General features: G+C 38.5%; 5 protein-coding genes and 1 pseudogene. 3 read left to right on the top strand and 3 right to left on the bottom strand.

Annotated features, from left to right (window positions below; all coding sequences use genetic code 11):
* From Xvie_RS19975 to Xvie_RS19965, 3 genes and pseudogenes are all read left to right on the top strand, one after another.
* Window positions 1-84, top strand: an 84-nt coding sequence (locus tag Xvie_RS19975) for an IS1 family transposase (RefSeq protein ID WP_244175492.1), incomplete at its 5' end; no start/stop codon positions are given.
* Window positions 85-176: 92 nt separating this feature from the next.
* Window positions 177-1,019, top strand: a complete 843-nt coding sequence (locus tag Xvie_RS19970; protein ID WP_086110841.1) for an aspartyl protease family protein — start codon at window positions 177-179, stop codon at window positions 1,017-1,019.
* Between the two features lie 98 nt (window positions 1,020-1,117).
* Window positions 1,118-1,407 (top strand): annotated as a pseudogene (locus Xvie_RS19965) (IS6 family transposase); the annotation flags it as partial.
* A 227-nt stretch (window positions 1,408-1,634) separates the two neighbouring features.
* On the opposite strand, the gene Xvie_RS24285 reads toward Xvie_RS19965, so the two are convergent.
* From Xvie_RS24285 to Xvie_RS19955, 3 genes are all read right to left on the bottom strand, one after another.
* Entirely contained in the window at window positions 1,635-1,757 is a 123-nt protein-coding gene (locus Xvie_RS24285; protein ID WP_279625696.1) for a hypothetical protein, read from the bottom strand.
* A 209-nt stretch (window positions 1,758-1,966) separates the two neighbouring features.
* A complete protein-coding gene (locus Xvie_RS19960) occupies window positions 1,967-2,245 on the bottom strand; it encodes a helix-turn-helix domain-containing protein (protein WP_086110840.1) in 279 nt (92 codons plus the stop codon).
* Window positions 2,226-2,558: a type II toxin-antitoxin system RelE/ParE family toxin gene (locus Xvie_RS19955; RefSeq protein WP_086110839.1), complete on the bottom strand. Its 333-nt coding sequence runs from the start codon at window positions 2,556-2,558 to the stop codon at window positions 2,226-2,228. The genes Xvie_RS19960 and Xvie_RS19955 overlap by 20 nt, the downstream gene beginning before the upstream one ends.
* Window positions 2,559-2,745: the final 187 nt, after the last annotated feature.

The raw sequence follows: 2,745 nt of genomic DNA, 5'->3' as shown, positions 1-2,745 counted from the left end.
CGTAAAACGTTGTCTTTTTCAAAATCCGTGGAAATGCATGACCGAGTCATTGGATATTATCTGAACATTCATCATTATCAATAAATTGGAATCATGACCCACTCATTGCTATGTTTTAATAAGGGGAAACAAATTAGAGCTAAATATTATCCACTGACCTTAACGGATCGCTGAATATGAATAGAGTCCTGAATGCGTGCATGGCGCTGTGTCTTACAGTCATTCCAGTTGAAGTAGTAAAAGCAGATATAACCGCTTCAATTATTTACCTTGAGAATACAACTCCTTCTGTTTCGCTCAATATCAATGGCAAAGAAGTTAACAGGCTTGCAATTGATACTGGGGTATCCGGTGCCTTTTATCTCCCTCAATCCGTCTTTGACTCAATTTTTCCAAGATGGAGTCATCACACAACAACCGTGCAAAATACCGTTGATATTTTTGGAGGTAACAAATCTGCTATAGCGGCAAGGGCAGCCAATATTACTGTTAATGGTGAACGCCTTTCAGATATTGACGCTGAAATATTCAAACCGTGGGGTAACGGTATGTTAGGCAACAATGGACAACTTATTATAGATGGGGTGTTAGGGTTAGGTGTTGCCAAAAACAAAACACTTATTATCGACTACGCATCAAAGATGCTGACGATAGCTGACAACCTTAAAGTACTTCCTGATGGCTACCGTTGGCAATCTATCCCGTTTACCCGCACAAAGAATGGGATAGAAATCAGTGTATCATCTGGCAATGAGAAGATACATCGTATGGTTATTGATACTGGTGCAAGCCACACAATGCTTTTCACGCGCTCAAAGGAGGGGTGTGCTAAATTAACGCAGCACTGCCCAAAGAAAACCATTGTGGCACCTGACGGCGTTAAACTCTCTGCGTTTATTTATCAGTCCCCAAATGAACAGATAGATTTTGATGGTTTGTTAGGCGATGATTTTCTTTCAAACAGGGTCCTCATTATATCGAAAGACCGCTTGTTAATTAGCTTACCTAATAACAGTTAGTATTTCTGTCGGTATGGATATAGACCAAGGGAGCACTGTTGCAAAGTTTGAGTCACTGATGATGCTAAGTTAAATGTTGAGTAACGGGAGCTCACCGTATGAATGTATTCAAAGGCTGTCATTTTACAGGCATTATCATTTTGTGGGCCGTTCGTTGGTACTGCAAATACGGCATCAGCTACCGTGAACGCCAGGAAAGGCTCACTGAGCGTGGCGTCAATGTTGACCATACGACTCTTTATCGTTGGGTTCAGCACTATCACCTGAAATGGAAAGACGACTACGATGGTATTGGCGTCATCCAACGGGTGTCGGCGCTTGGCATCTGGATGAAACGTATGTGAAAGTGAACGGCAAGTGGACTTACCTTTATCGTACGACCAAAAAGATAAAAGTACAATATTATTTATTAAAAATAGCAAAATAACTTTCAGTATTTTCCGAAACATCTTATTGATTAAAAATACAGTTTATGGTTTTTAGCGAAAAATTAATTTAATAAAGATTATCTCGATTGATTAATATCGCCTATGCGTTGTTGAATTTCCATTCGTGACATTATCCTATCTTGCAACGTCCAACCAGAGCGCATAATAACGCCATGCGATAGAGTAGTTACCACGGCAACATCAAGCGATAATTATACCCTTTTTTAAGACGAAAGACTTCACTGACCACGTAGAGATCACCTAAATTACTCACCAAACACTGACCTATCTTCAAAATTTGTATACTCATTTTTTATTTTCCTACGCCAAGCGGGGCGTTACCGTGAAGCAGCGATATTGCTGTTTCAATAAAATAATTATACGACCAAATAGATTAAAACTCAATTTATTTAATTTCTTTTAAATTATCATAAATAATAAACATTATATTTTTTATAAAGTAGAAAAACAAATAAAGGGCTTTAATAGCCCTTTATATAAAATAATGAATTCGATTTATTACAGTGCAATAATGGGGTTTTCAACACCACACGCCTTAGCATAACGCGCTAATGTATTGATACTGGCCTTATCGACGTTTGATTCCATCCGGCTGACTGTAGAGGCGTTAACTCCCATGATTTTGGCGATCTCTTGACGTGTCAAGCCTGCATGTTCCCGCCATTGTTGCAAGGTTTCTTGCAACCGCTCTTTTCTGGTTTCTTCTTCATAAGCTGCTCTATATTCAGGATCTTTCATCCACTTATCATGCAACTCTTTATGCGTTGTCAGTTTCATTAAGAATCTCCTTTAATCGATTCTTGGCTAAATCTATCTCAGATTGTGGGGTTTTTTGCGTTTTTTTGACAAATACACGTAAGATAATTATCTTACGACCTGATTGATAAACCCAAATGCCTCTTGCAATATCAGTTCCCATCGTTCTCAGCTCGAAAAGCCCCTCACCTAATGCTTTCGTGTGTGGTTCTCTTAGCTTAGTTGGATCTATTTCTAATTTATTAATAACCTTATCATATTTAACTTTAATATTAATCGGTAGCTCATCGGCTTCGATTTCGGCCTCTGGATGATAAGATACGGTGTAGGCCATTTTTCTTTTCTCCCTATTCGATACTTGCATTATAACGCAACATTGCATTAAAAGGCAATTTTTTATTGAGAAATTACAGGCAAAGATTTATACCCGTCGTAATTGAAGATGCTTGATTTTTCATTCATATCAGCGCAGGATCGCGCCCATGAAAATTAATCTGACAGATGCCCAAAAAAAAGCCCTC

It is taken from the genome of Xenorhabdus vietnamensis (assembly GCF_002127535.1).
Lineage (GTDB): Bacteria > Pseudomonadota > Gammaproteobacteria > Enterobacterales > Enterobacteriaceae > Xenorhabdus > Xenorhabdus vietnamensis.
The sequence above is the reverse complement of the archived record's forward strand: the minus strand, read 5'-3'. Positions and strand labels throughout refer to the sequence as shown.